The organism is Sphingomonas sp. CCH9-E2 (assembly GCF_001557215.1).
GTDB lineage: Bacteria > Pseudomonadota > Alphaproteobacteria > Sphingomonadales > Sphingomonadaceae > Sphingomonas.
Genome location: NZ_LSJM01000402.1, coordinates 1 through 423, shown reverse-complemented (window position 1 = coordinate 423; position 423 = coordinate 1). Strand labels below are relative to the sequence as shown.

General features: G+C 68.1%; 1 protein-coding gene. It reads left to right on the top strand.

Annotated elements, in window-relative coordinates:
* Complete coding sequence (locus tag AX681_RS18170) at nucleotides 1-351, top strand: VOC family protein (RefSeq protein ID WP_066682584.1); 351 nt, start codon at nucleotides 1-3, stop codon at nucleotides 349-351.
* Nucleotides 352-423 lie beyond the last annotated feature (72 nt).

Here is a 423-nt window from a genome sequence, read left to right as displayed (position 1 = left end):
ATGCCCCACCCCCGCATCACCGCCATCCTCCCCTGCCGCGATCTTGCCGCCAGCACCGCATTCTACGAGCGCCTCGGCCTCACCCTCGACAGCGACTATGGCCATTACCGCATCTTGAGCGACGGCAAGGGCTGGCACCTCCACCTGCGCCACGAACCGGGCACGCCCCAGGCCCCCGACAACCCCTTCGGCCTCTACCTCTACGCCGAAGACGTCGACGCCATCGCCGACCGCGTGCGCGACCTGATCATCGAACCCGGCGCACCGCATCTCAAGCCATGGGGCATGTATGAATTCGCCGTCAGCGACCCCGACGGCGCACTGGTCCGCGTGGGGCGGGAAGCGGGCTAACGTCCCCTTTCGTCACCCCGGACTTGTTCCGGGGTCCACCCCACCACACGCCCGGCGGTCGAGGATCAACAG